Origin of the sequence: Micromonospora rifamycinica (assembly GCF_900090265.1) — a bacterium.
In the GTDB taxonomy this organism is placed as follows: Bacteria; Actinomycetota; Actinomycetes; order Mycobacteriales; family Micromonosporaceae; genus Micromonospora; species Micromonospora rifamycinica.
Window position 1 is genome coordinate 1,669,449 of the sequence record NZ_LT607752.1, and the last position, 25,241, is coordinate 1,694,689.

Sequence of the window (25,241 nt, forward strand, 5' to 3'; positions counted from 1 at the left end):
GCGGCTAACGGGCGCGGGCACGCTGGAGGACGAGGTGGTCGAGCAGCTGGGTCAACCCGTCCTCGCGCGGCGCCACCTCCAGCGCCCGGTCGTCGGTGAGGATCGCCTGCTGGAGCAGGTGCAGCCGCTTGGACGGCTCCAACCCCAGCTCCTGCACCATCGACGCCCGCAGCCGGTGGAACACCGCCAGCGCCTCGCGTCGCTGGCCGCTGCGGTGCAGCGCCACCATCAGCTGCGCGCACAGGTTCTCGTTCAGCCGGTGCTCGGCGATCAGCAGGGTGAGGTCGGCCAGTACGTCCTGGTGGTGGCCGAGCCGTAGGCGCGCCTCGATGCACTGCTCGACGGTGGCGAGCCGGGTCTCCTCCAGCGCCTTGAGCCGGGGCCCGGCCACCACGCCGGCACGCACGTCGGCCAGCGCCGGCCCGCGCCAGAGGGCACAGGCGCGCACCAGCAGGGCCGCCGCGTCGACGTGGTCACCGGCCGCCAGCGCACGCCGGCCGGCCGAGGCCAACTGCTCGAACCGGCGCAGGTCGAACTCGTCCGGGCCGACCCGTAGCAGGTAGCCGCCGGGGACGGTGACCAGCACCCGCCGGGCCACCTCGGCGACCGGCACGTCGAGCAGGGCGGCGAAGCACTTGCGGAGCTGGAGCACGTACGTCTGGAGGGTGGTCGGCGCGCTGACCGGTGGGGACGCCCCCCACAACTCCCTGGTCAACGCGGTGGCCTGCACGGTCTGGTCAGCGTGGAGCAACAGCAGGCCCAGCACGCTACGGGGCTTCGGGGCGGTCGGCGTGGCGGTGCGACCGGAGCGGGCGAGCACGAGCGGTCCCAGGATCTGGATCTCCATGGCCTCTCCCCCGGAAAGCGATCTGCATTCTGCGCGACGTGCTGCGGGGACACCCGAAAAAATGCGACAGCCTTACCCATCAGCATAGATGGACGTCAGGTTCGACTGCGATGCTAGCGGGTTTTCGGGCCGCCGTCGTCGATTGTTCGAGCCGTCTTCGAGGACGACCCGGCGCGGCGCAGCGCGGCGACCCCGGTGCGCCACAGGATGTCCGGACGACGCAGCCGGTCGGGACCGGCCGTCAGGTTGACGACCTCCAGGAAGGCCCGGTGCACCACCTCGTCGGTCACCGTCGCGTTCTGCACCGCCTCGGCCAGGCCACGGCGCAGCCGCCAGCCGAAGGGTCGGGCGGTGGTCACGTGCGGGAGGTAGCAGTCCTGCGCGGCGGAGAAGTCCCAGGCGTCGTCCACCACCGCGCGCACCCGCCGGAAGTACCCGTGCGCCGGCCCGTCCAGCGCGCCGGGCTCGGCCAGCCACTCGGCCAACGCGAGGGCCTGCATCGCCGCCACCGAGATGCCCTGCCCGTAGGTCGGGTTGAACGAGGCGACCGCGTCGCCGATCGCGACCAAGCCGGCCGGGAACCGGTCCAGCCGATCGAACTCGCGGCGGACGCTGTCCGGGAAACGGTGCACGCGCACCTCGTCGGCCGGCTCGCACGCCGCCGGCAGCGCCTGGAGCGCAGGGGCCGGATCCGCGCGGCAGCGGGCCAGGAACTCGCCCAGGTCACGGCCCGGCCGCCGGTCGCCGTAGCCGCTGACCAGCGTCAGCCAACGGTTCCCCTCGACCGGGGTCATCGAGCTGGGTCCGGTCAGCGCCCTGCTCGGCGTGTAGACCGAGTACACCGCCACGTGCCCGGCCAGCCGCTGGCCGGGCTCCCGATGGAACAGGCAGGTGGCGTAGCCGAGGTCCAGGGCCATCCGGCGCTTGGCCGGCGCCGGGTAACCGATCCGGCCCAACCAGTCGGCCAGCCGGCTGGACCGCCCGGTCGCGTCCACCACCAGGGTCGCGCCGTGGCGCTGGGCACCGGTGGCACCCGGCGGGCGGACCAGCGCCCCGTCCACCCGGCCGGCGGTCGCGGTGAGCCCGACGGCGGTGCCCCCGACCAGGGCGACGTTCGGCAGCGCGAGGACCCGCCGACGGATGTGCCACTCCAGGAACGGGCGCGACACGCTGACCACGCTGCCGCCGCGCACCGGGACCTTGGCCCGGCCGTTGAGGAACCACTGCGCCCCGCCGGGACCGCTGGTGACCAGCTGGCCGCCCTCGCGCACCAGTTGCCGGACGATGCCGGGCAGCAGCCGGTCGATGACGGTCCGACCCCGGCCGAGCAGGGTGTGCGCCTGGCTGCCGTGCGGCGTGCCGCGGCGGAGCACCGGCGCGTCCTCCAGCAGGTCGGGTTCGACGATCCACACCTGCTCGGCGTGGTCGGCCAGGACCCGCGCGGCGACCAGGCCGGCGATGCTGCCGCCGAGGACGAGGGCGGTCTCCATCAGCGGCGCACCCGGCGGTGGGCGATCGCCAGCACGTGGCCGGGCAGCTCCCGGTGGGTGACCAGGACGTCGGGGTCGTCGACGGTGGAGCGCCAGGCCGGCGGCTGCGGCGGGGCGGTGCGTAACCGCAGCAGCCGGCCCCCGCGCAGCCCGGTGCCGTAGAGCTTGGCCACCGCCTCCTTACCGGTCCACAGGGACAGGAAGCCGACGTCGAGACGTTCGACCGGCTGCCCCCGGAGCCAGTCGGTGTCCTCGGCGGCGAACCACCGTCGGCTCAGCGCGAGCGCGGGCAGCTGTCGCACCGCCTCCACGTCGACGCCGACCGGTCCGAGCCGGGACACCGCCACCGCGACCAGTCCACCGGTGTGGCTGACGCTGGCGTGCCACCCCGTGGCGACGCCGCGCAGCAGCGGCGCACCCCGGGCCGCCCGGTCGACCACGACCGCGTCCACCGGGGCACCGGCCATCGCCGCGGCCGTCCCGGCCAGCAGGGCACGGGCCGTCACCCGTCCGTCGCCCGCGCGGCGGTCCAGCCGCACCACCAGATCCGGTGGCACCGCGGTCAGCACCACACCCACCCGGCCCCCACAGGTCCGTTCCGAGAATTGTCAGCACACCCCGGCCGATGCGAGGATCCGTCGGACCGGTGTCGACGATACCGAGGTGGCACACCTTTCCGACCCGCGCTTCTCTGGACATTCACTAGAGCCTCAGTGGAGAACGATGACGCCGTCGCAGCACGAGGTCCCGGAACCCCTTTCCGACCGGTCCCGGAATCCGGTTCCGCCACGGCACGGGCCACGGCCGGGGCGGGACGGCGACTATTTCCGCAAGCGGCTGCTCAACGTCCTCTGTGCCACCTGGACGGCGCAGGCCTGCTCGGTGTTCGCCCTGCTCGGCCTGCCCGACCGGATCGCCGGGGGCACCACGGGCGGGGCCGAGCTGGCCGCCGCCGCCGGACTGGACCCGGTCGCGCTCCGCCGGCTGCTCGCCGCGCTCGCCGACGCCGGTGTGCTGCGCCAGACCGGCCCCGACCACTTCGAGCTGACCGGCATGGGCGGGTATCTGCGCTCCGACGTGCCCGGCTCGGTCCGGGACACCGCCGTGCTCTACGGCCAGGAGGTCTTCACCTCGTTCGCCGGGCTGCTGGAGACCGTCCGCACCGGCCGGCCCGCCTTCACCGAGCGCTTCGGCGAGCCCTTCTACCAGTACCTCGACGGTCATCCGGCGGTGGCCGCGACCTTCCACGGCGCGATGTCCGCCGTCCCCGAACCACCACCGCCCCCGCCCGGCCTGTTCGACGGCGTCCGTACGGTGGTGGACGTCGGCGGCGGTGACGGGGGCCTGCTCGTCGGTGTCCTCGCCGACTGCCCGCACCGGCGCGGGGTGCTCGTGGAGCAGGCGGAGGCCGCCGCCCGGGGGCGCGAGCGGCTCGCCGCCGCCGGTGTGCTGGACCGGGTGGACGTCGTCGTCGGCAGCTTCTTCGACCACGTGCCCCCGGGGGGCGACCTGTACGTGCTGCGCCGGGTGCTGCACAACTGGGACGACGGCAACGCCGCCCGGGTGCTGGCCCGGGTCCGCGCGGCGATGCCGGCCGACGCCCGGCTGCTGGTGCTGGAGGAGCTGCTGCCCGCGCGGCCCGAGCAGTCCGGTGCCGGCGCGGGCGCCTGGGCGGCGCCCCGCAACCGGATCGTGGATCTGCTGATGCTGGTCCTCATGGAGGGCCGGGACCGCACCGCCGAGGAGTACGGGCGGCTGCTCGCGGACGCCGACTTCACGGTCACCGGCGTGACCGGGGGTGCGATCGAGGCGGTCCCCGCCTGAGCAGGCCGGCTACCCGCCGCACGCCGCAAGGTAGCTGCCGACCGCGTCGGCGGCGACGAGCGTGCCGTGCGGCTCGGTCCGCATCCGCTCGCCGAGTTCGGCCGCGCGCCGCCGGAGCGGCTCCGCGGTCAGCCGGGTCATGCCCGCCCGCAGCACCTGCTCGGACAGCTCGGTGAACCGCACGTGCACACCGGCACCGAGCCGCTCCAGCTGGCGGCCCCAGAACGGCTGGTCGGCGAAGGACGAGCAGACCATCGTCGGGATGCCGGCGCGCACCCCGGCGGCGGTGATGGTGGCGCTGCCGTGGTGCACCACCATGGCGCAGCGCGGCAGCACCAGGTCGTAGTCCACGTAGGGCAGCACGCGCAGCTCCGGCGTGGCGGCCGGGTCGACGCCGGCCAGGCCCCAGCCGGTGACGACCAGCCCCCGCACGCCCAGGGCACGGCAGACCCGTCCGATGCCCGCCAGCATCCCGGCCGGATCCGGCATGTGGGTGCTGCCGAACGTGACCAGTGCCGGCGGCTCGCCCGCGTCCAGCCAGCGCACCAGGTCGGGGTCCAGGGTCGACATGCCGACGCGGTGCAGGTCGGCCGGCGTCAGCCGCAGGTCGCCGACGATCGGCCGGTAGGCGTCCCAGGTCACCCCGGGCACCAGGGTGGGGCTGTAGCCCTGGAGTTCCAACGGCCGGCGCAGCGTGGCCGGGCGCGGCGGCATCGGTGCGAGCCCGAGCCGGCGGCGGAACCGGAACACCTGGTCGCGCCGGTACCGCCAGGCCCGTCGGGCGTAGTGCACGTAGGTCGCCCGGTTCGCGGCGGCGTCCGCCAGCGGGTCGGGGGTCACCAGCGGATGCGGCACCACGTCGTTCGGCCGGGCTGGGGTGAGGTCGTACGCGACGAGCGGGACGTCGCGCGCCTCGGCCAGCGCGGTGGCCCACTGCTCGCTGACCACGGCGCACACGATCGCCGCACAGCCCTCGCTGAGCGCGACCGCCTCCTCGCCGAACCGGTCGCCGTGCTCCTGGTACGACTCGTGCGAGCGGCGGAGGAACAGGTCGAGGTCGGTCGTGGTGACCCACTCCCGGCCCTGCTCGGACTGCATCATCCGCTGCTGGTCCCAGCCGACCGGCACCACGTCGAGCCCGAGCCGCCGGGGCAGGTCCACCAGGTTGGGCGACGCGCCCATGCGGATCCGGTGGCCACGGCGGGCCAGCTCGGCGGCGAGCGCGGCCAACGGGTAGACGTCACCGCGACTGCCGAGCGCCAGGACGGCGATGTGCATCCTCGTTCCCCTCCGGTCGCGGCGTCGTCATGCGGACCCGTCGGTCAGGTCGGTGGAGAACGCGACCTCCCGCTGGGCCTCAAGATCGGCCAGGCGGGCCGTCAGTCCACGGCGGATCGACCCGTACGCGTCGCTGCCGAGGACGACGCGCAGCGGGGCGGTCGGGCGGAGGGCGACGTCGACGACGGCGCGGGCCATCTTCGCCAGGTCACCCCGGCAGGGCAGGCGGCCGTCCTCGGCCCGGCGGCGCAGGATCGCGGCCGGGGTGTCGGCGTATGCGGGCAGCGCGGCGGTCAGCTCCTTGCCCCGGCCGAAGAAGCCGGTGTGCACCGTGCCCGGTTCGACGATGGTCACCCCGATCCCGAAGGTCTTCACCTCGGCGGCCAGCGACTCGAAGAAGCCCTCCACACCCCACTTGCTGGCGCAGTAGACCGCCGTGCCCGCAGAACCGCGCTGCCCGGCCATGCTGGAGATCTGGACGATCCGGCCGTGGCCCTGCGCCCGCAGGTACGGCAGCACCGCCCGGGCCAGGAGGATGGGTCCGGTCAGGTTCGTCCGGAGCTGCCGCTCGATCTGGTCGGGACTGGCCTCCTCGGCCGCGCCGACCAGCGCGTACCCGGCGTTGCTGAGCACCACGTCGATGCGGCCGAGCGCGTGGACGGCCTCACCGACGACGCGCCGGATCCGTTCCGGGTCGGTGACGTCGAGTCGCGCCGTCCACAGGGTGCCCGACACGGCGGGCCGCAGGTCGGACAGCGCCTGCGGATCCCGGGCGGTCGCCGCCACCGTCTCGCCCCGGGCGAGCAGCTCGGTCACCAGCGCCCGGCCGAGTCCCGCCGAGCTTCCGGTGACCAGCCAGGTGCGGGTGGGCACGGTCATGCCCGGGTCCGCGCCGGGACGACGCCGGGCCGGGCGGTCCGACCGGGGTTGGTCACGGCCGGCGGAAAGACGCCCGAAGGGGACCGGCAAACGCTTGTGACATTCAACCGCGTCTCTCCGCTCGATCGGCCGGCGTCTCCGGAGGAACCTTAGTGGAGCCCTCGCGGGAGGCGGTACCCACGGCCTCGACGGCGGGCTGAGAAATGCTTGAATCTGACCGTCGCCCCGGCTGCAGCACGCGTGGAGACCACATTGTCCCGCATTGACCGGCCCGATGGTCCGCTGATAACGTCGAACGACGCATTTCGGAAATGCGTGCTCGGTAGGCGTGACAATCCTGGGGGCCGCCGGTGGCAGAAATCGACTCTACCGCCTGAATCCGCCATGTTCGGTGGGATCGCGGTCGATCCCGGACGGGTCGACGCCCGCCCGGCCAGCCGACCGCACCCCCCGGTCCGGCGTCGCCGCCGGGCGTCAGGTCGGTGGCCGGCTCCATCCCGGGGACGTCGGCACCGCCCGCCGGCCTGCCGCCCCGCACCATCCCGCGAAAGGAAGGCAGCTGAACCATGTCAGCCGACGACGTCATGGCGTTCACCGTCCAGGCGCTCCAGGAGATGAACTACTACACCGACGACACCGGTCCGGACTCCCTGCTCGGACCGGCCGGCGTGGACCTCGACTCGCTCGCCGTGTCCGAACTCGCGATGCGTATCGAGGACGAGTACGGCGTGACGTTCGACGACGACGACATCGAGACGCTGGCCATCATGACCCTCGGTGAGTTCGCCGCGGAGGTGGCCAAGCGGGCGGCGCTGGTCGCGCAGGCCGACGGGGTGCGGGGCTGACGGCGACCGACGACCCGGGTCCGACGACCCTTTGACCGTACGACCGATGGCGGTGACCGGCATGACCGGTCACCGCCATCGTGCGTGTCGGCGCGTCACGGGACCGCTCCGGCCCGGACCTCGCGACGATCGACGGAAATGGCTTGAGAAACTGCGGACAGGGATGCCGGGACACGCTAGCCTCTCGATCGGGAACCTCGATGAGGGTCCTATTTTTCCTTCTTTTGAGGGTGGATATGGAAATTTGTATCCTCGGCCCACTTGTCCTTAGCCACACCGATCGCACGATCGCCCTGACCGCACCCAAACCCCGCAGCGTGCTGGCATTGCTGCTGCTCAATGCGGATCAGGCGGTACAGGCATCGACGCTGATCCAGGACCTCTGGGGCCGGAACCCACCGGCCAGCGCACAGACGACGCTCCAGACGTACATCCTCCAGGTCCGCAAGTGCCTCGGCCAGCTCCTGGGTGCTGCGGTGGCCGAGATCGCCAAGCGGATGCTGGTCACCGTGCCCGGCGGATACCAGCTCCGGCTCGACGCCATCGAATTCGACCTGCGGACCTTCGAGCAGCTCGCCACCGCCGGGCGGCAGGCCCTCGCGGCCGGCGAGAACGTCGAGGCGGCGGCGCTGCTGACCCGCGCCCGCGACCTGTGGCGGGGGCCGGCGCTGGTCGACATCCGCGCCGGTGCGGTCATCGGGCCACGGCTGCGGGCGCTGGAACAGATCCGACTGCACACCCTGGAACAGTGCATCGAGGCGCGCATGCGGCTCGGTCACCACCAGGACGTACTCGCCGAACTCACCATGCTGACGGCCGAGCACGAGCTGAACGAGAACCTGTGCGCCCAGCTGATGGTGGCCCTGCACCGCAGCGGGCGGCGGCAGGAGGCGTTGCAGGCCTTCCACCGGCTGCGGGTTTCGCTCGTCGACGAGCTGGGTCTGGAACCGTCCCACCGGCTGCGCCTGCTGCAGCGGGCGATCCTGGCCGAGGATCCGGTGCTGGAGGTGGCGCCGCGCGACGACGGGCTGACCCAGATCCTCGACCACCTCGTCCTCGCACAGGCCCGGGGACGGTGACGCCGGGATGCCGACCACACCCGGGCTCGAGAACGGCTCGACGACCGGCATGGCCCGGGGCGGTGACGCTCGACAGCGACCACCGTTGATCGATAGCTTGGCATCCGGTCGGCACTCGCCACGGAACCGGCGGCCGTCCCTGCGCAACCGGCGCAGTCCAGCGGCGCGGGCCACCAGCACGATGGGACGCCGAACATGAAGGTCATCACCATTGCGACCGACCCCGAGCATCCCTTCCTACGACGGCTGCTGGCGCCGTCCTGCGAGGCGGTGGGGCTCGAACTGGTCGTCCTGACGGCCGACCAGAAGGGGTTCCGCCCCCGGGACAAACGGGCGTGCCTGACCGACCACCTCACCCGCCACGTCGCGCCGGACGAACTCGTGGTGTTCACCGACGCGTACGACACGATGTTCCTGCGGGGTGAGGAGTACCTCCGCTCGGCCTACGCGGCCTTCTCCCAGCCGGTCGTGTTCAGCGCCGAGTCGAACAGCTGGCCGCTCGGCAGCGTCGGCCTCGCCCTGCACCGGGATCCGCCCGTACGCCCCTACCCCTACCTCAACAGCGGCGGCTTCATCGGCCCCGCCGGTGACATCCTGGCCCTCTGCGCCAGGTACCCCACGCCGCCCAGCGAGCGGTTCCCGCTCCTCGACCAGCTCCGCACCCACGGTTTCGACGCCGACCGGTTGTACGGCCCCAGCGACCAGTACTACTGGACCCTCGTCCGCCTCCTCGAACCGGACACCGTCGGGCTCGACAACGGCGCGGTCCTGTTCGAGAACTTCGCGCCGGCCGTCACCAACTTCTGCGAGCTGTCCCGCTGGTCGAGCGACTTCCGCGCCCGGGGCAGACAGGCGCCCAGCTACCGGCGGGAGTACGCCCGGCTCCGGACCCGGCTCCAGACACCCAGCGGTGCCGCCCAGGTCCACTTCGCCTCCTCGTTGACGAAGGCCGTCGTGCTGGACCTGCTCGACGAGGGGCAGCTGCCCTCCTGGCTGACGGAGGTGTTACCGCAGTGAGTGAGCTGCCGTCCTTCGAGGAGCGTCGTCGCCCGATGCTGCACCGCAACGAACTCCAGCGCAACGACCTGCTGGCCATGCAGGCGCTGGCCCCGCTCTCCCCGACCTACCTGCCATGGAGCGAGAGCGCAATGCGGCCGAGCGGGGTCGTCGCGGTGCTCAACGAGGTCTTCCTCAACCGCCGTCGCTGCGTCGTCGAACTGGGCAGCGGCGTCTCCACCTTCTACCTCGGTCGCCTGCTGCGGCAGCGCGGCGGGCACCTCTGGACCGTCGAGCACGACCGGCGCTGGGCGGAGCTGATCGGTCGTGAGCTGGCCGACGAGGGCCTGGCCGACGTGGTCACCGTGGTGCACGCGCCGCTGACACCCGTCCAGTCCCCCTGGCCCCACGAGGAGGCGACCTGGTACGACCAGAGCGTCCTCAAGGAGATGACCGCGGGCCGGCCCGTCGACCTGCTCGTCGTGGACGGGCCGCCCGCCTACCGGGTCGAGACCGCGCACGCCCGGTACCCGGCCGGCCCCTTCTTCGCCCCGCTGCTCGCCGAGGAGCACGCCGTCGTGCTCGACGACATCGACCGGCCCGGTGAGCAGGACATCATGGCGCGGTGGGAACGGGAACTCGGCGTCACGTTCGAGCGCCGCCTCACCAGCGGTCGGATCGGCATCGGCCGCCCCGGCCCGGCGTTCACGGTCTGACCCGCACCCCGGGGCTGGGACGGCGATGCGCGGCACCTTGCGTCAGGCCACGGCGTTCTTCAGGTCCTGGGCGCGGTCGGTGCTCTCCCAGCGCAGGTCGGGCAGTTCCCGGCCGAAGTGTCCGTACGCCGCGGTCTGCTGGTAGATCGGGCGGAGCAGGTCCAGGTCGCGGATGATGGCCGCCGGGCGCAGGTCGAAGACCTCCCTGATCGCCCGCTCGATCCGCTCGACCGGCACGTTCTCGGTGCCGAACGTCTCGACGTGGAGCGAGACCGGGTGAGCCTTGCCGATCGCGTACGCGACCTGGATCTCGCACCGCTCCGCGAGGCCTGCGGCGACCACGTTCTTGGCGACCCAGCGCATCGCGTAGGCCGCCGAGCGGTCCACCTTCGACGGGTCCTTGCCGGAGAACGCGCCACCGCCGTGTCGGGCGGACCCGCCGTAGGTGTCCACCACGATCTTCCGGCCGGTCAGTCCGGCATCGCCCATCGGTCCCCCGACCTCGAAGCGACCGGTGGGATTCACCAGCAGGCGGTAGCCCTGCGTACGCAGGCCCAGGCCGGCAAGCTCCGCGGCCACCACGTGGTCGCGGACGTCCGGGGTGAGCATCGAGTCCAGGGAGATGCCTGCGGCGTGCTGCGTGGAGACCACCACCGTGTCGAGACGGACCGGGCGCAGGCCGTCGTACTCGATGGTGACCTGGGTCTTGCCGTCCGGGCGCAGGTACGGGATGGTGCCGTCCCTGCGTGCCGCGGACAGCCGGCGGGCCAGCCGGTGCGCCAGCGCGATCGGCAGCGGCATCAGCTCGGGCGTTTCGGTGCAGGCGAAGCCGAACATCATGCCCTGGTCGCCGGCGCCCTGCTGGTCGAGCGCGTGCGCGGAGTCACCCTCGCGCAGCTCGATCGCGCTGTCCACGCCACGGGCGATGTCGGGCGACTGGGTACCGATGGAGACGCTCACACCGCACGACGCCCCGTCGAAACCCTTCGTCGACGAGTCGTAGCCGATCCGCAGGATGGTGTCCCGCACGATGCCGGGAATGTCGGCGTAGGCCCGGGTGGTGACCTCGCCTGCCACGTGCACCTGGCCGGTGGTGATCAGCGTCTCGACGGCGACGCGGCTGCGCGCGTCCTGGGCGAGCAGAGCGTCGAGAATCCCGTCGCTGATCTGGTCAGCGATCTTGTCAGGATGGCCCTCCGCCACCGATTCGGACGTGAACAGTCGGTGTGCCATGCGGTCCTCCGGTTTCGGCGTGGCGATACGGCACCTGCCCGGCCCGCTGTCAGGCGGGCCGGTCGTTGATCAGCGAGAGCAACTCCCCAGGGCTGCTCAGCACGGTCAGTTGGTCCTCGGGCAGGACCACGCCGTAGTCGCGCTTGAGCACGGCGGCGGTCTCGATGAGGGCGAGCGAGTCATAGCCGAGATCGTCGAACGAGACGTCCGAGATGTCGCCGTCGAGCGCATTGTCCTCCCCCGCGCAGGCGATGAGGATGCCGCGCAGGTCGTCCAGGCTCAGGGTGTTCTCCACGATCAGCTCCCGTTCTGGTGTCTGCGGATCACGACGGCCGCGTTGAAGCCCCAGCGGCCGCGGGCGAGCACGAGGGCGGTCCGGACGTCGGCTCGGCGGGGCCCGCCCAGCACGAGGTCGATGCCGTACTCGGGGGGCACCACACCGGTGCCGAAGGTCGGCGGTATCACGCCGTCCTGGATGCTCATCAGCGCCGAGACGACGTCGAGCACCCCACCGCCGGAGAGCAGCCGTCCGGTCAGCGCCTTGGGGGCGGTCACCGGGACGCCGCCCGCGCCGAAGACCGCCCGGATGGCGTCGGCCTCGGCGCGGTCGAGTCGCGGCACGCCGGCCGCGTCGGCGAATACGACGTCCACGTCGTCGGGGGTGACACCGGCGTCGGCCAGGGCGTTCTCGGTGGCCCGCCGCAGTCCGGGCTCCCGGCCGGAGCCGGGAGGCGGATCGAAGGTGGCCGCGTACCCGGCGATCTCCCCGTAGATCCGGGCGTGCCGGGCACGGGCCGCCGCCACGTCCTCCACCACGCAGATGGCACCCCCCTCACCGGGCAGGTGACCGGTCGCCCGGCCGTCGAACGGCCGGTAGGCGGTGAGTGGATCGGTCCCGCTGCTCACTCCCCCGCCGGCCAGGTGCGACGCCCAGCCCCACGGGTCGAACGCGGAGTCGACGCCGCCGCTCACCATCAGTGGGGTGCCGGCCCGGATGCCGCGTCGGGCCTGTGCCAGGGCGTCCAGACCGCCCGCCTGCTCGGCCACCAGGGCGGTCGACGGCCCGCGCATGCCGTGCCGGATCGATATCTGGCCGGTGTTGACCGCGTAGAACCAGGCGAAGGACTCGTACACGCTGACGTGCTCGGGGCCACGGCTCCAGAGCTTCCGGAACTCGCGGTGGGTGAACTCGAACCCGCCGCAGGCGTTGGCCGTGACGATGCCCATGTCGTAGTCGGTCAGGGCCGAGGTGTCCACGTCGGCGTCCTCGATGGCGGCCTGCGCGGCGATCAGGGCGAGGCGGGTGGACACGTCCGTCTGCTGCAGGAGCCGGCCCGGGAGGTGCTCGGCGAAGTCGACGTCGCCCACCAGTCCCGCCAGCCGGGCCGGATAGCCGGAGGTGTCGAACCGGTCCAGCTCGCGCAGGCCGCTGCGACCGGAGAGCGTGGCCGACCAGAACTCCTTGACGCCGAAGCCGTTCGGCGCGATGACACCCAACCCGGTGATGACGCTCATGAGCGCGCCCGTCCCGGCCGGGTCAACACCATCGCGCTCTGGAAGCCACCGAAGCCGCTGCCGACCGTCAGCACGGTGTCGGTGCGTTGCTCGCGGGCCACATTCGGCACGTAGTCCAGGTCGCATTCCGGATCGACGACCTCGTAGTTGGCCGTCGGCGGCACCACGTGGTGCTCCATCGCCAGCAGCGAGGTGGCGATCTCCACCGATCCGATGGCGCCCAGCGAGTGACCGACCATCGACTTGATCGAGCTGACCGGCGTCCGGTAGGCGTGCGGGCCGAGGCTGCGCTTGAACGCGGCGGTCTCGTGCCGGTCGTTCTGCTTGGTGCCGGACCCGTGCGCGTTGACGTAGTCCACGTCGGAGGGGTTCCGCCCGGCCTGGTCGAGGGCGACGCGGATCGCCTCGGCCATCTCCCGGCCGTCGGACTTCAGACCGGTCATGTGGTACGCGTTGCACCGGGTGGCGAAGCCGCCGACCTCGGCGTAGATGTGCGCGCCCCGGCTCCTCGCCGCGGCCAGGTCCTCCAGGACGAACAGCGCCGCGCCCTCGGCGAGGACGAACCCGTTACGGGTGCCGTCGAACGGCCGGGAGGCATGCGCCGGATCGTCGTTGTACGTGGTGGTCGCCTTGATCGCGTCGAAGCAGGCGACCACGATCGGGGTGATCGGGGTGTCCGTGGCCCCGGCGACCATCACGTCCACGCTGCCCTCCCGGATCAGGGCGGCGGCGTGCCCGACGGCGTCGAGCCCGGAGGTGCACCCGTCCGACACCATGGCGACCGGACCCTCCGCGCCGACCGTCCAGGCGACCTCGGCTGCCATGCAACTGGGCACCATGTGGTCGAACATGTACGGGGACAGGTGCTCCGGCGACACCTCCCACGTCCGGCCCGAGTCGGACAGCACGAGGTATTCCTCTTCGAGGCTCGTCGCCGCGGCCACCGCGCTGCCCAGGCTGACCCCGACCCGGGGGGACGTGGCCGGGTCGAGCGCGATACCGCTGTCGGCGACCGCCTCCCGGGCACAGACCACCGCGAACTGGGTCGCCCGATCCATCCGCCGGATCTCGCGAGGACTCAGGCCCTCCGCCGCGGCGTCGAAGTCGACCTCCCCGGCAACCTGTGACCGAAACGGCGTGGGGTCGAAGAAGGATATGCGCCTGGTCGCCGTACGACCGTTAGAGAGAAGATCCCATAACTGCCGTCTGCCCAATGCGCCCGGCGCCCGGACGCCTATTCCTGTAATGACGACGCGACGATTCATGTGGCATCACTCCGCGCTCAGCTCCCGGAATTGTTACCGATAGTGGCCGAAATTAGTCGCGGTCACTCAACCCGTACTCAATCGGCGCTGTATCCCGGTGGCGCGGGTTCGGCCCGCCGCCAGTCCATCACGACGTAATCGTGTGGTCCACCCAGGTGCCGCGTCAGCCGCAGGACGCCGTCGTCCAGGGTGACCTCCCGCACCTGTTCGGTTCCCACCACCCGCGGCTGGGAACCGATGATCACATAGTGCACGACGGTGTTCCCCCGCAGCCGCCAGCGACCCGAATAGCCGAGATAGTCGTCCACCGATCCGAGGTAGGTGGCCGGCGGGGAGCCGCCCCCGTCGACCGGCGGAGCGGTGCGCAGCAGGCTCGCCGCCATGTACCCGTCCTCGCGATAGATGAGCAGGCCGTCGGCGTGGTCCCCCAGTGGGCCCTCGCTGACCGCGCCGTCGTGCTCCAGGTAGTAGTGCGCCACCAGGCGCCAGGTTCCGGTGAGGTCCTGTTCGGCGAGCATCCGAGCACTGTCGCGCGCGGGCCTCGAAACCCACTCAAGCCGGGTCGCATCACCACTCGAGTACGCCCTGAGCGGATCGGCGTAGACACCTCAGATGATCGTTGTGACCACTCCCACCGGCACCATCGGCCGGCAGGTCCTCGCCCGACTGGTCGACCGGCGGGCACCGGTCCGGGTGATCGTCCGTGATCCGTCCCGGCTGCCCGCTCATCTCGTCCGGGAGATCGACGTCGTGGTCGGCTCGCACCGCGACCCCGCTGTCGTGGCTCGGGCCTTCACCGACGCGCAAGCCGTGTTCTGGCTGGTCCCGGTGGATCCGAGGGCCACCGGTCCGACGTCGGCCTTCGTGGACTTCACCCGTCCGGCGTGCGCCGCCCTCCGGCACGGTACGACGGTGCGCCGGGTCGTCGGGATCTCGGCTCTCGGCCGTGGTTTCAGCCGCCCGGCCGGGCTCGCGACGGCCTCGCTGGCGATGGACGACCTCATCGCGGGCACCGGCGTGGCCTACCGCGCGCTGACCATGCCGGCCTTCATGGAGAACCTGTTCATGCACGCCGGCACCATCCGTGAACAGGGCGTCATCTACTCCCCGGTCACCGCGGACCTCCCCCTGCCGACCGTGGCGACCCGGGACGTCGCGGCGGTCGCGGCACGGCTGCTGTGTGACGGTGCCTGGACCGGCCAGGATGCCGTGCCGCTGCTCGGCCCGGAGGACCTGACCTTCGACGAGATCGCCCGGATCCTCACCGGGGTGCTCGGTCGTCCCGTGCGTTACCAGCGGATACCGGTGGAGCGGTACACGGCGACGCTGGTCGGTCAGGGGATGTCCGCGGCGATGGCGCGGGCGATGGCCGACATGCTCACCGCCAAGAACGACGGTCTGGACCAGCTGGTCGGGCGGGGCCCGGAGCACGCCACCCCCACCGCCTTCCGGGACTGGTGCCGGCAGGTGTTCGCGCCAGCACTCGATTCAGTGGCGGTTGAGAGTTCGTCTAGGCGTTTTTCCTAGCTTCGGCAGGTGTCACCACGAGGCAACGACCGTGGAGGAAAAATGATCGTGCACACCCTCATCTACCGGTTTCCCGACGATGCCGGCGAGGATCGGATCCGAGACTTCTTCGACGGGCTCCGGGACATCACCACAGCGTCCGGTCTGGTATCGGCGTTCGGCTGGAGGCCGCACGTGCTGCTGCCGGTGGACGAAGGGTCGAAAGGGATGACCGCCACCCATGTCGCACAGTTCTCCTGTGCCGACGTGGCGACCCTGCGCACATTCTCCGAATCGACCGCCGTGCACGAGTTCATCGCCGGCTGGCGAAAGGAACTGGGGTACGAGGCCGCATACGCCAACCACGAGCAGATGCTGCCCCCGGGCAGCGGATCGGAGAGCACCATGTTCCACACCGAGCACACCGTAACCGTCGAGGCGCCCGCCGACCTGGTCTACGCGGTGCTGGCCGACATCGAGGGCTACGCCCGCCTGTTTCCCCCGACCGAGTCCTCGACGATCCTGGAGGAGAGTGAGACCCACCAGATCGCCCGGCTGGTGGTCGACGTCAGCGGGCAGTTGCAGAGCTGGGTGACGCGTCGCGACCTCGACCGGGAGCGCCGGATCATCGCCTACCGGCAGCTGGAGAACGCTCCCATGATCGAGCACATGGGCGGTGAGTGGCGTGCGCTGCCCCTTGGCGACGCGCGCACCCAGCTCGTGATCACCCATGACTTCGCAGCCCGCCCCACCGAGGCGGTCCCGTCGGCGGAGCGGGCCACCGAGCTGCTCAGCGCCGCCGTCGACCGGAACAGCCACGCCGATCTCGACGCGGTGCGCAGGGAGGCCGAACGGCGGGCTCAGCGTGTGGGCAGCACCGCGTGAGCCGCCGCCTGATCGATCTGAGCGTGCCGGTCCTCGACGGTCCGAGCGAGGCCACGCCGGTCGAGGTCGAGGTCCTCGACCACCGGGCCGCCCCGGCAGCGCTGGGCCTGCGTCCGGAGGACTTCCCGGAGGGTGAGGCGATCTCCAACGAGACGGTGACCCTGACCACGCACACCGGCACCCACCTGGACGCGCCACTGCACTACGGACTGGTCAGCGGCGGGGAACAGGCGGCAGCCGTGGACGCCGTCCCGTTGGACTGGTGCCTCGCGCCCGGTGTCCGGCTGGATCTACGCCATATCCCGCCGGGCGTCGGGATCACCGCCGATGACGTTCGGGACGGCCTGGCGAAGATCGACCATGAGCTGCAACCGGGCGACATCGTGCTGATCTGGACCGGCGCGGACCGGCTCTGGGGCACCGACGCCTACCGGACCCACTTCCCCGGCATGACCCGGGAGTCCACCGCCTACCTGGTCGAACGCGGCGTGAAGATCATCGGTATCGACGCCTGGGGATTCGACCGCCCCTTCGCCTCGATGCTCGCGGACTACCGCCGTCACGGCGACAACCGGGCGCTGTGGCCGGCGCACCTCTACGGGCGCGAGCAGCCGTACTGCCAACTGGAGAAGCTCGCCAACCTCGGCGCGCTGCCCGGGGACACCGGGTTCACGGTGGTCTGCTTCCCGGTCAAACTGGCCGGCCTCGGCGCGGGCTGGACCAGGGTGGTGGCGGTCGTCGACGGGAGCTGACCGGCGCGTTCAGCCTGCCGGCGTCCCGGTGGCGGGCGCCCACAGCCGGTCGGCGCTACCCGCGTCGAGCCGCCCGCGGTATACACCGATCTTGTGGTCGATGAGTTCCAGGTTCTCCTGGAGCTCGGCGATCCGGGCGAGGACGTCGGCCCGGTGGGCCTCCATCAGCGCCAGCCGCTCCTCCTCGTTGCCGTGCCCCGCGGCGACGAGTTGGGCGTAGCGGCGGATCGTCCTGATCGGCATTCCGGTCGCCCGCAGCCGGGTGCAGACCAGAATCCAGTCCAGGTCGATCTGGTGGTACCGACGTCGGCCGCCGTGCGTCCGGCCGACGTCGGTGATCACCAGACCGGCCCGTTCGTAGTAGCGCAGCGTATAGGTGCTGACGCCGGTCCGCTGTGCGGCCTCGGCGATGGCGATGCCCGGTTCACCCTCCGGGCGGACCGGTCGGAAACGCTGGGCCGGCTCTGAATCCGGCTTGACTTCGAGCACGCTCTAAATCCTAGCATCGTGGTTGTCACGAAAAGGCAGATGACAACTACCGTACGTATCCGATTGGACCTCGATGACTGATCTCAGCCCACGGCACCGGTCGCTCGTGTTGGCGATCTGCTGCGCCAGCATGGTCGTGGTGGTGATGGACATCTCGATCGTCAACACCGCCCTGCCGCGAATCCACGAGGACCTGGCCGCCTCGGTGACCGGCCTGCAGTGGACCATCGACGCCTACACGCTGGTGCTGGCCGCCTTCCTCCTGCTGGCCGGGTCCACGGCCGACCGGGTCGGCCGCAAACGGGTCTTCCAGATCGGCCTCCTCGCGTTCGGCCTCGGCTCGATGCTGTGCGGCACGGCGTCGGGCATCGGCTGGCTGATCGCGGCCCGCGCGGTCCAGGCCGTCGGTGCGACCATGCTGAACCCGGTGGCGATGGCGATCATCGCCAACACGTACACCGTCCCGGCCGAGCGGGCCAAGGCCATCGGCGTGTTCGGCTCGATGTCCGGCCTGTCCCTCGCCCTGGGCCCCATCCTCGGCGGCGCGCTGGTCGACAGCCTGGGCTGGCGCTCCATCTTCTGGATCAACGTGCCGATCGTGATCGTCGCGTTCGCCCTCACCACCAGGTACGTGCCGGAGTCGCACGCGCCCCGGGCCCGGCGGTTCGACCCGGTCGGCCAACTCCTGGTGATCCTCGTCCTCGGCAGCGTCGTCTACGCGGTCATCGAGTCCAACCGGCGGGGCTGGACCTCACCGGTCATCGTGGGACTGCTCGTCGTCGCGGCGGTGGCCACGGTGCTCCTCGTCAGCTACGAGACCCGCCGCACCGATCCCCTGCTGGAGTTGCGTCTGTTCCGCAGTGTGCCGTTCAGCTCGGCGATCCTGATGGCCTTGTTCGCCCTCTGCGCCTTCGGGGCCTTCCTGTTCGTGACCACCCTCTACCTCCAGCACGTACGCGGCATGTCGGCACTGGCCGCCGGGCTCAGCCTGCTCCCGGTCGGCGCGCTGATCGCCCTGCTCTCGCCCTACACCGGAAAGGTGGTCGGCACCCGCGGTCCGCGCCTGCCGCTGCTCGTGTCGGGCACCGCACTCGCGCTCGGCGGCCTGCTGTCCCTGACGATCGGGCCGGCCACCGCCCTCGTCGCCGTGCTCGCGATCTATCTCCTCTTCGGTGTCTTCCAGGGCACCATCAATCCGCCGATCACCAACACCGCGGTGTCCGGCATGCCGCGCTCGATGGCCGGGGTGGCGACTTCGCTCGCCTCGGCGGGCCGACAGACCGGCACCACCCTGGGCGTCGCGATCGCCGGCACGATGCTCGGCTCGGTCAGCGACGGCACCTCGTTCACCGACTCCGCCCGCGCCGTCTGGTGGCTGGTGCTCGGTCTCGGCGTGGGCATCACCGCCCTGGGGCTGCTCAGCACCACACCGTGGGCGAAGGGCACCGCCGAGCGGGCCGCCGCGCTGTTCGAGGAGATCGAGGGTGCCGTGCCCGCCGGCGGTGGGCGCACCGGGACGGTCACCGGCCGGCGCTGAAACCGCAACCGGAAGCCGCCGCGGCCGGGTCCCCGAGGGGCCCGGCCGCGGCGTCCGTGCGGTCAGCGTTCCGGTGGCGAGCCCGCGGCCACCGGCGCCGGCTCTCCGGCCACCCGCAGGCCACGCAACGCCGCCTCGACACGGACGAGTTCGTCCAGCATCGCCACGGCCGCCTGTGCCGTCGCCTCGTCCGGGCGGAACCGGCCGTCGATGATGAACCGCGGATGCCAGGGGATGTGCACGCCCTCGACCACCGGCAGCATCCGTAGGGTCGTCACGACCTGCTTGAGCTGCTGCACCGCCCGCGTACCCGCCGCGACACCGCCGTAGGACACGAAACCGACCGGCTTGTGGTGCCACTCGTGGTGCAGATAGTCGATCGCGTTCTTGAGCGCCGCCGGATATCCGAAGTTGTACTCGGGGGTGACGAGGACGACCGCGTCGGCCGCGTCGACCAACGCGCTCCACCGCCTGGTGTGCTGGTGTGTGTACTGCCCGAGCCGGGGGACGGCCGGCTCGTCCAGCAACGGCAGCGCCAGCTCCGCGAGGTCGACGACGGTGGTGTCGAACCCGCCGTGCGACTCCGCCTGCCCGGTGAACCAGCGCGCGATCGGCAGCCCGGCGCGGCCGGGTCTGGTCGAACCGACGACGACCATGAGCTGTCTCATCCGACCGGCACCCGTCCGGCCTCCCGCGCCCTCTCGTTGGCGGGCGCGTCGATGACCTCACGGCGGAAACTCTCGATGATCGCCAGGTACTCCTTCTGCTCCTGGACGCCCACGCCGCAGAAGCTGAGCGTGGCGGCGATCTCCAGCGCCACCACGTCGAAGTCGTGTTCGGTGCAGACCATGTCCTTGTGCGAGTCGTGCATGTCCCGGCCCGGGTAGCAGGACGGCCCACCGGTCACCTCGGCCGACCACGCGGTGACCATGAACTTGAACCCGGGGCGGCCGTTGCGCTCGTGCATCTTCGCCACGTACGGGTTCCGGTTGGCCCAGGCGTTGTCGAACAGCCGGTCGGTGAGCACGTCCATGATGGCGGCGATGCCGAAGATGCCGCCGAGGCGCTCGTACAGGGTCGGGTTTCCGGCTGGTTCGACGGGGTGGTTCTGCGTCATGGTGCCTCTCCTCACGATCGTCGGAGGTACGGGTGGAGCAGGGACTCGTCGGCGGGGCTGAGCCGGTCGCCCGCCAGCTTCGCCTGGTGCCAGTACGGATAGAGCAGCGGAGGCGTGCTGACCTCGCCCAGCAGGGCACACTCGTCCATGGTCAGGTCGAGGTCGGCGGCGGCGAGGTTCTCCGCCAGTTGGTCGTCGGTCCGGGCGCCGATCACCAGCGACGTGACCGCGGGGCGGGTCAGCAGCCAGGCCAGCGCCACCTGGGCCGGGGTCGCACCCCGCTGCCGGGAGATCCGGTCCAGCACGTCGACGATGTCGTACAACGCGCCCTCGTCCCGGATCGGCGGCTCGTCCCAGCCGGCGAACCGCCGCGTTCCCGTCGGCGACGGCGCCGCCCGCCGGTACTTGCCGGAGAGCAGACCACCGGCCAGCGGGCTCCACACCAGCACCCCGACGCCCTGGTCGATGGCCGCCGGGACGAGTTCGTACTCCGCCTCGCGGCTCTGCAGCGAATAGTGGATCTGCTGGCTGACGAAACGGGTGAGGCCGAGCCGGTCCGACGTCCCCAGGGCCTTCATCAGGTGCCAGGAGGAGTAGTTGGAGCAGCCCGCATACCGGATCTTGCCGGCCTGGCGCAGGTCGTCCAGGGCGGACAGGGTCTCCTCGACCGGCGTCACGCCGTCCCAGACGTGCATCTGGTAGAGGTCGATGTGGTCGGTGCCCAGCCGGCGGAGGCTCTGTTCGCAGGCGTCGATCAGGTGGTACCGGGACAGGCCGGCGTCGTTCGGGCCGGCACCCGTCGGCATCCGTGCCTTGGTGGCGATGAGCATCCGGTCCCAGCGCCCCTTCAGCGCCTGCCCGACGATCTCCTCGGACGCGCCGCCGGAGTAGGCGTCGGCCGTGTCGATCAGGTTGACGCCCGCGTCCAACGCCCGGTCGACCTGGCGGCTGGCCTCGGCCAGACCGGTGCTGCCGACCGGCGCGAACACGCCGCGCCCACCGAACGTGAGCGCGCCCATGGTGAGCACGGACACCCGGAGCCCGGACCTGCCGAGCTGTCGGTACTTCATGCCAGCCGCCTCTGCTGTCGGGGGGAGGGGGGCACCTCCCGGTTGGCGTCACGCCACGCCACCAGCTCGGCGAGCGCCGTGAAGTCGTAGCCCGTCCCGGTCGGCTTGAGTTCCGCGACGTGCAGGGTGACGCCCTCGGCGAGCAGGGCGTCGGCCGTGGCCGCGGTGCGCCAGGTGGTGGCCCGCTCGATCCCGGCGTCGTCCCGGCCGACCGCTGCGGCGTACCGCTTGACCAGGGCGTTTCGGTGCCGGAACGCCGCCGGGTCCAACCCGCAGTGCCAGATGTCCGCGTGCCGGGCCACCAGCGGCAGCGTACGACGGACCCCGGCACCACCGATGAGCAGCGGAATCGGCCGCACCGGCGGTGGCCTGAGATGCTGGAGCCGGTGCTCGATACGCCGTAGGCCATCGGCGAAACGGTCCATCCGGGAGCGGAGCGTGCCGTAGTCGTAGCCGTAGATCCGGTAGTCCTTCTCGTACCAGCCCGCCCCGACGCCGAGGATCAACCGGCCGGCGCTGATGTGGTCGACCGTCCGTGCCATGTCGGCGAGCAGATCGGGGTTGCGATACCCGATCCCGGTCACCAGCAGGCCGATCTCGGCGCGGGTGGTGATCTCCGCCCAGGAGGCCAGCGCGGTCCACGCCTCGAAGTTGGTGACGTCCGGCTGCTCTGCCGCGAGCACGATCCCGGTGGGTGTCCGACGGACCGCGGGCAGGTGGAAATGGTCGTACCCGAAAACGCAGTCGACGCCCATCTCCTCGGCCCGCAGCACGGCGGCCCGCCAGGTGCGGTAGTCCGGCACACCACCGGGCCACAGGTGCGCGCCGGCACGGACCATCCGTGCCACCGTCAGGCGTGTTTCGTCGCCGACAGGATGCCGTGCACGACGAACGTGCCGGGCAGCAGCCGGGCCGGATCCTGGGCCACGGTGCGGGTGACCGTGAACCCGCACTCCTCGAGCAGCGCCCGGTAGGTGGACGACCGCTGCGGGCCGCCCTGACCCATGGTGCAGCCGAGGAAGAACGCCGGGAAGAAGTCGATGTCGACGGCGGTGGAGTCGCGGACACTCTCCGGGTACACCGGGACGAGAATGTGCACCTGCCCGCCGACCTCCAACGACCGGCTCACCCCCTGCAGGATCGCCCGTACCGCGTCCTTGTCCCACATGTCCAGGAAGTGCTTGATCAGCACGACGTCGTGGCCCGCCGGGAGGCCGGTGAAGACGTCGCCGCCGACGAACGAGCACTGCCGCTCCAGGCCGTGGGAGCGGAAGTTCTCCAGGGCCTCGGCCTCCTTCTCGGGCAGGTCGAAGGTCGTCACGTGCAGTCCGGGCGAGCCCTTCAGCTTGTGGGTCAGGATCGCGCCGAGGCCGGTGTTGCCGGCGACGTCGAGGACGCGTGCGCCCGGCGGGATGTCGATGTTGTCGAAGAACCAGGGGTCGATGTGCGCGGTGACGTTGTCCATCAGCGTCGCCCAGGATGCGCGCAGGTCCGGGTGCTCGGCGACGGCGTCGTACAGGGTGCCGCCCTGGAACCCGTAGAGCTTCTCCAGACCGACCACGGTGCCGGTACGCACGCTGTCGGTCAGATAGAAGACCTGACGCAGCATGGTCACCTTGATCATGTCCATCAGCAGGAGCACCCGCCGGAGGTCGGCTTCCGGGACCTCGGCGAGCGCATCGAGGGTGTACTCGCCGGTGGTCTCGTCGTGCGCGACGAAGCCTTCCTTGACGAGCAGCAGCAGGAGCTGCTCGACAGCGGCCGGCCGGACGTCGGCGGCGTCGCCGAGCTGGACCGCGGTCTGGCTGCCGCGCTGCCGGAGGGCATCGATCAGGCCGAGCTCGAAACAGCTCAGCAGGGTCATGAACCTCGCGGGGCCGGCCATGAAATCGGTGAACCGGTTGAGCGTGACGGTTGCGGACATGTGCGCTGTGGTCCCTTCGCTTCGGTGTCGGCACGACTGCGGTGACCCGGGTCGCGCGCAGGGCGGGCACGCCGCCCTACGCGCGACCCGGGCCGCTGGTGCGGATCAGCACGCCTCCGACGCGTTCACCGCGGGCCCGAGACGTTGCAGCCGGAACTCCGCCGGCGGGGCCTGTCCGGCGCGGAGCGCGTCGAAGACGGTCTCCAGGCCGCCGGGAGTGGAGACCGTCAGACCGGTGGCGGTCTCCGGGCCGGCGTTGGAGAACGAGTGCGGAGTGTTCCGCGGCATCCAGGCCAACTGCCCAGGGCCGAGCACCTGACTCGTCTCACCGATCCTGAACCGCACCTGTCCGGACAGGATGTAGAACGCCTCGTCGAAATTGTGCTGGTGCAGCCCGGGACCCTCCTGGCACGGTTGCAGCGCCCATTCGAGCAGGCTGAACGCGCCACCGGTGTCCCGACCGACGAGCTTGAACGCGGTGGTGTAGCCTTCGCCGCCCCGGGAGTTCGGGCGAGCCTCTCCCGGCTGCAACACAAATGGCTCTGATCGCTCCACGACCACCTCACTCTATTGGCAATTTCGCGGTTCCATTCATTTCCATGGTGGCACCGCGCATTAGAGCGATACTCAAGCCGGAGGCAGTTCAGCCGGCCGCGACGACTGCCTCCCGGGTGACGTACTCGGCGGTTTCCGCACCCCGCGCCCGCACCTCGGACAGGTCATGTCCGACCAGGCGACCGTTCCGCTTCACCACCTCACCGGCCACCAGCACGGTGTCGACGTTGCCGGCGTGCGCCGAACTCACCACGGCACCGATGGGGTCATGCGCGCAGGCGAGATTCAGGTCGTCGGCACGCAACAGGATGAGGTCGGCCTGCTTGCCCACCCTCAGCGAGCCGACCTGGTCGCCGAGGCCGAGCGCGACCGCACCGTCCAGGGTGGCCATCCGCAACAGGTCCGCCGGGGTGAGATGCGGACCGGGGGTCAGATAGCTGGTCAGCAGCCCGGCCCGTAGCACGCCGAACATGTCCCCGCCCACCGTGGTGACCACGTCGACCCCGAGGCCGGTGGTCACCCCGGCCGCGGCGAGCCGGCCGATCAACGGACCACCGTGGCCCAGTCGGGCCTCCACCGCGGGGGTGATCGACACCGCGCCCCCGGAATCACCGATCATCGCCAGTTCGTCGTCGGCCAGGGAGTTCCCGTGCACGTAGAGGATCCTGGAATGCAGCAGGCCGTTGTCCCGCAGCACCTCGATCGGCCGGTCGTGCACCGGGCCGCTCGCCACGTGCGTCACGATCGGCAGGCCCAACTCCTCAGCCAGACGCCAGTCCGCCCGGATCGCGTCCACCTGCTGGTTCGACGGCCCGAGCGAGGCCGCCGCCAGGGTGAGTCGCGGGTTGCCCGCGTCGAACATCGCCTGGGTACGACGAACCGCCGCGGTGTCCTCCGGGGTGAGCAGATGACCGAAGACCGCGCGGATCCCGGCCGACCGCAGACCGTCGAAAGCCGCCTCGGCGTAGTCGAAATCCGACTCGCCGGCCACGTAGCCGTCCGGGGTGATCCGGTCGGCCCGCGCGTACGCGAAGTCCTGCACCGTGGTGACACCACCGTCCAGGCACTCCAGCGCGCCGAGCAGGTTCGCCGCCCGGACGTCCGCCGGCCGGAACCGCGGGCCGATCTGCTGACGCACCATGGTGAAGTACACCGGCAGGTCGACGTCCACCGCGATCGAGCGGAGCACGGCCTGCCAGACATGACGATGGGTGTCCACCAGACCCGGCAGCACGATGCGGTCGGTCGCGTCCAGCACGGTCGTTCCCGGCGGCGTGGCGAGATTCGGACCGACGGCGGCGATGCGCCCGTCGGTCAGCAGGACGTCGCAGTTGTGGTGCGCGGTCGGGGTGGGCTCGGTGTCGATGACCAATCCATTACGCAACAGTAAGGACTGCATTGCCATCCTCCCGGGGTCGGAAAGCGATTTTCATGGAAGC

General features: G+C 71.3%; 27 protein-coding genes. 9 read left to right on the top strand and 18 right to left on the bottom strand.

Annotated features, from left to right (window positions below; genetic code table 11):
* Positions 1-4 precede the first annotated feature (4 nt).
* The 3 genes from GA0070623_RS06880 to GA0070623_RS06890 form a co-directional block, all read right to left on the bottom strand.
* On the bottom strand, positions 5-847 hold the full coding sequence (locus GA0070623_RS06880; protein WP_084261109.1) for an AfsR/SARP family transcriptional regulator: 843 nt from the start codon (positions 845-847) through the stop codon (positions 5-7).
* 113 nt (positions 848-960) lie between these two features.
* A complete protein-coding gene (locus tag GA0070623_RS06885) occupies positions 961-2,337 on the bottom strand; it encodes an FAD-dependent oxidoreductase (RefSeq protein ID WP_067303640.1) in 1,377 nt (458 codons plus the stop codon).
* Positions 2,337-2,906 carry a 4'-phosphopantetheinyl transferase family protein gene (locus GA0070623_RS06890; protein ID WP_157517469.1) on the bottom strand — a complete coding sequence of 190 codons (570 nt, stop codon included), beginning with the start codon at positions 2,904-2,906 and terminating at the stop codon, positions 2,337-2,339. Before GA0070623_RS06890 ends, GA0070623_RS06885 begins: the two co-directional genes overlap by 1 nt.
* A 154-nt stretch (positions 2,907-3,060) precedes the next feature.
* On the opposite strand from GA0070623_RS06890, the gene GA0070623_RS06895 reads away from it, so the two are divergent.
* Positions 3,061-4,161 (top strand): methyltransferase, encoded by a 1,101-nt coding sequence (locus tag GA0070623_RS06895; protein ID WP_067303647.1) that lies wholly within the window; start codon positions 3,061-3,063, stop codon positions 4,159-4,161.
* A gap of 9 nt (positions 4,162-4,170) precedes the next feature.
* On the opposite strand, the gene GA0070623_RS06900 is transcribed toward GA0070623_RS06895, so the two are convergent.
* Both GA0070623_RS06900 and GA0070623_RS06905 read right to left on the bottom strand, forming a co-directional pair.
* Positions 4,171-5,439: a glycosyltransferase gene (locus tag GA0070623_RS06900; RefSeq protein WP_067303651.1), complete on the bottom strand. Its 1,269-nt coding sequence runs from the start codon at positions 5,437-5,439 to the stop codon at positions 4,171-4,173.
* Between the two features lie 27 nt (positions 5,440-5,466).
* On the bottom strand, positions 5,467-6,318 hold the full coding sequence (locus GA0070623_RS06905) for an SDR family oxidoreductase (protein ID WP_067303655.1): 852 nt from the start codon (positions 6,316-6,318) through the stop codon (positions 5,467-5,469).
* A 566-nt stretch (positions 6,319-6,884) separates the two neighbouring features.
* Between GA0070623_RS06905 and GA0070623_RS06910 the strand changes: the two genes are divergently transcribed.
* The 4 genes from GA0070623_RS06910 (at position 6,885) to GA0070623_RS06925 (ending at position 9,954) form a co-directional block, all read left to right on the top strand.
* Complete coding sequence (locus GA0070623_RS06910) at positions 6,885-7,163, top strand: acyl carrier protein (protein ID WP_067303658.1); 279 nt, start codon at positions 6,885-6,887, stop codon at positions 7,161-7,163.
* A gap of 317 nt (positions 7,164-7,480) precedes the next feature.
* Positions 7,481-8,242, top strand: a complete 762-nt coding sequence (locus GA0070623_RS06915; protein WP_197700054.1) for an AfsR/SARP family transcriptional regulator — start codon at positions 7,481-7,483, stop codon at positions 8,240-8,242.
* A gap of 195 nt (positions 8,243-8,437) precedes the next feature.
* A complete protein-coding gene (locus GA0070623_RS06920; RefSeq protein WP_067303662.1) occupies positions 8,438-9,259 on the top strand; it encodes a glycosyltransferase domain-containing protein in 822 nt (273 codons plus the stop codon).
* Positions 9,256-9,954 (top strand): class I SAM-dependent methyltransferase, encoded by a 699-nt coding sequence (locus GA0070623_RS06925; protein WP_197700055.1) that lies wholly within the window; start codon positions 9,256-9,258, stop codon positions 9,952-9,954. The genes GA0070623_RS06920 and GA0070623_RS06925 overlap by 4 nt, the downstream gene beginning before the upstream one ends.
* 42 nt (positions 9,955-9,996) lie before the next feature.
* On the opposite strand, the gene metK is transcribed toward GA0070623_RS06925, so the two are convergent.
* From metK to GA0070623_RS06950, 5 genes are all read right to left on the bottom strand, one after another.
* Entirely contained in the window at positions 9,997-11,187 is a 1,191-nt protein-coding gene (metK, locus tag GA0070623_RS06930) for a methionine adenosyltransferase (RefSeq protein WP_067303668.1), read from the bottom strand.
* A 49-nt stretch (positions 11,188-11,236) separates the two neighbouring features.
* Positions 11,237-11,482: an acyl carrier protein gene (locus tag GA0070623_RS06935; protein WP_172898373.1), complete on the bottom strand. Its 246-nt coding sequence runs from the start codon at positions 11,480-11,482 to the stop codon at positions 11,237-11,239.
* A 2-nt stretch (positions 11,483-11,484) separates the two neighbouring features.
* Positions 11,485-12,702, bottom strand: a complete 1,218-nt coding sequence (locus tag GA0070623_RS06940) for a ketosynthase chain-length factor (protein ID WP_067303671.1) — start codon at positions 12,700-12,702, stop codon at positions 11,485-11,487.
* Positions 12,699-13,967, bottom strand: a complete 1,269-nt coding sequence (locus GA0070623_RS06945; protein ID WP_067303674.1) for a beta-ketoacyl-[acyl-carrier-protein] synthase family protein — start codon at positions 13,965-13,967, stop codon at positions 12,699-12,701. The genes GA0070623_RS06940 and GA0070623_RS06945 overlap by 4 nt, the downstream gene beginning before the upstream one ends.
* A 77-nt stretch (positions 13,968-14,044) precedes the next feature.
* Positions 14,045-14,485: a lipocalin-like domain-containing protein gene (locus GA0070623_RS06950; protein WP_067303677.1), complete on the bottom strand. Its 441-nt coding sequence runs from the start codon at positions 14,483-14,485 to the stop codon at positions 14,045-14,047.
* Positions 14,486-14,579: 94 nt separating this feature from the next.
* Here GA0070623_RS06950 and GA0070623_RS06955 point away from each other — a divergent pair, with 94 nt between their 5' ends.
* Genes GA0070623_RS06955 through GA0070623_RS06965 form a run of 3 tightly spaced genes read left to right on the top strand, consistent with a single transcriptional unit; the run spans position 14,580 to position 17,110 of the window.
* Complete coding sequence (locus GA0070623_RS06955) at positions 14,580-15,494, top strand: NmrA family NAD(P)-binding protein (RefSeq protein WP_067303680.1); 915 nt, start codon at positions 14,580-14,582, stop codon at positions 15,492-15,494.
* A gap of 42 nt (positions 15,495-15,536) precedes the next feature.
* Positions 15,537-16,358: an aromatase/cyclase gene (locus GA0070623_RS06960; RefSeq protein ID WP_067303684.1), complete on the top strand. Its 822-nt coding sequence runs from the start codon at positions 15,537-15,539 to the stop codon at positions 16,356-16,358.
* The gene (locus GA0070623_RS06965) at positions 16,355-17,110 is read left to right on the top strand and encodes a cyclase family protein (RefSeq protein WP_067303687.1); all 756 of its coding nucleotides are present in this window, start codon (positions 16,355-16,357) and stop codon (positions 17,108-17,110) included. The genes GA0070623_RS06960 and GA0070623_RS06965 overlap by 4 nt, the downstream gene beginning before the upstream one ends.
* A 9-nt stretch (positions 17,111-17,119) precedes the next feature.
* On the opposite strand, the gene GA0070623_RS06970 is transcribed toward GA0070623_RS06965, so the two are convergent.
* Positions 17,120-17,599 (bottom strand): MerR family transcriptional regulator, encoded by a 480-nt coding sequence (locus tag GA0070623_RS06970; protein ID WP_084261111.1) that lies wholly within the window; start codon positions 17,597-17,599, stop codon positions 17,120-17,122.
* A 73-nt stretch (positions 17,600-17,672) separates the two neighbouring features.
* On the opposite strand from GA0070623_RS06970, the gene GA0070623_RS06975 reads away from it, so the two are divergent.
* On the top strand, positions 17,673-19,136 hold the full coding sequence (locus tag GA0070623_RS06975) for a DHA2 family efflux MFS transporter permease subunit (protein ID WP_067303690.1): 1,464 nt from the start codon (positions 17,673-17,675) through the stop codon (positions 19,134-19,136).
* Positions 19,137-19,198: 62 nt separating this feature from the next.
* On the opposite strand, the gene GA0070623_RS06980 is transcribed toward GA0070623_RS06975, so the two are convergent.
* From GA0070623_RS06980 to GA0070623_RS07010, 7 genes are all read right to left on the bottom strand, one after another.
* Positions 19,199-19,804: an NADPH-dependent FMN reductase gene (locus GA0070623_RS06980; RefSeq protein WP_067303693.1), complete on the bottom strand. Its 606-nt coding sequence runs from the start codon at positions 19,802-19,804 to the stop codon at positions 19,199-19,201.
* Positions 19,801-20,253 (bottom strand): group I truncated hemoglobin, encoded by a 453-nt coding sequence (locus tag GA0070623_RS06985; RefSeq protein ID WP_067303696.1) that lies wholly within the window; start codon positions 20,251-20,253, stop codon positions 19,801-19,803. The genes GA0070623_RS06980 and GA0070623_RS06985 overlap by 4 nt, the downstream gene beginning before the upstream one ends.
* An 11-nt stretch (positions 20,254-20,264) precedes the next feature.
* Positions 20,265-21,323, bottom strand: coding sequence for an aldo/keto reductase (locus GA0070623_RS06990; protein WP_067303700.1), 1,059 nt, complete (start codon positions 21,321-21,323; stop codon positions 20,265-20,267).
* Entirely contained in the window at positions 21,320-22,162 is an 843-nt protein-coding gene (locus GA0070623_RS06995) for an LLM class F420-dependent oxidoreductase (RefSeq protein WP_089004281.1), read from the bottom strand. Before GA0070623_RS06995 ends, GA0070623_RS06990 begins: the two co-directional genes overlap by 4 nt.
* Before the next feature lie 11 nt (positions 22,163-22,173).
* Complete coding sequence (locus tag GA0070623_RS07000; RefSeq protein WP_197700056.1) at positions 22,174-23,247, bottom strand: methyltransferase; 1,074 nt, start codon at positions 23,245-23,247, stop codon at positions 22,174-22,176.
* A 105-nt stretch (positions 23,248-23,352) separates the two neighbouring features.
* Positions 23,353-23,802: a cupin domain-containing protein gene (locus GA0070623_RS07005; RefSeq protein ID WP_157746957.1), complete on the bottom strand. Its 450-nt coding sequence runs from the start codon at positions 23,800-23,802 to the stop codon at positions 23,353-23,355.
* An 88-nt stretch (positions 23,803-23,890) separates the two neighbouring features.
* Complete coding sequence (locus GA0070623_RS07010) at positions 23,891-25,201, bottom strand: amidohydrolase family protein (RefSeq protein WP_197700057.1); 1,311 nt, start codon at positions 25,199-25,201, stop codon at positions 23,891-23,893.
* Positions 25,202-25,241 lie beyond the last annotated feature (40 nt).